This window comes from Glutamicibacter sp. AOP12-B1-11 (assembly GCF_052379245.1).
GTDB lineage: Bacteria > Actinomycetota > Actinomycetes > Actinomycetales > Micrococcaceae > Glutamicibacter.
In genome coordinates this window covers 1-346 of the sequence record NZ_JBQSYL010000102.1, presented here as the reverse complement: position 1 = coordinate 346, position 346 = coordinate 1, and the positions used below count along the sequence as shown (strand labels likewise).

The window sequence follows — 346 nt, the reverse complement described above, 5'->3', positions numbered from 1 at the left end:
TCACAGGAACCGAGCGAAGCTAAAGCGCTGTGAGCCAGGCGCAGCACGCCGGTCCAGCACGAGTACGAAGCATCGAAATGGGGTAGACGGCGCCGGGCAACTGGTGGACCTGATCCGCAAGCACTAGGAAGACGACATACCGAAGTCGACGGTTTTGTCGATCATGAAAGAGCTGGGGATCGAGGCAAACCGATGAGTGCCTTCAAGAACACGACGGTGCGTGATCACCAGACGGGTGGCGGTTAGGACTGCGGTAATGCTACATCGAGGATTGGCGCAACCGGTGAGCTGTCATGATGTTGTGAGGCACGCGTATGTAGGAGAATGAGTGCATGTCCAAACGTCA

At 56.6% G+C, this 346-nt stretch carries 1 pseudogene; it reads left to right on the top strand.

What is annotated here, in order from left to right:
- Nucleotides 1-36: 36 nt before the first annotated feature.
- Nucleotides 37-231: pseudogene (locus ACT3UQ_RS19775) on the top strand (IS3 family transposase); the annotation flags it as partial.
- Between the last annotated feature and the right edge of the window lie 115 nt (nucleotides 232-346).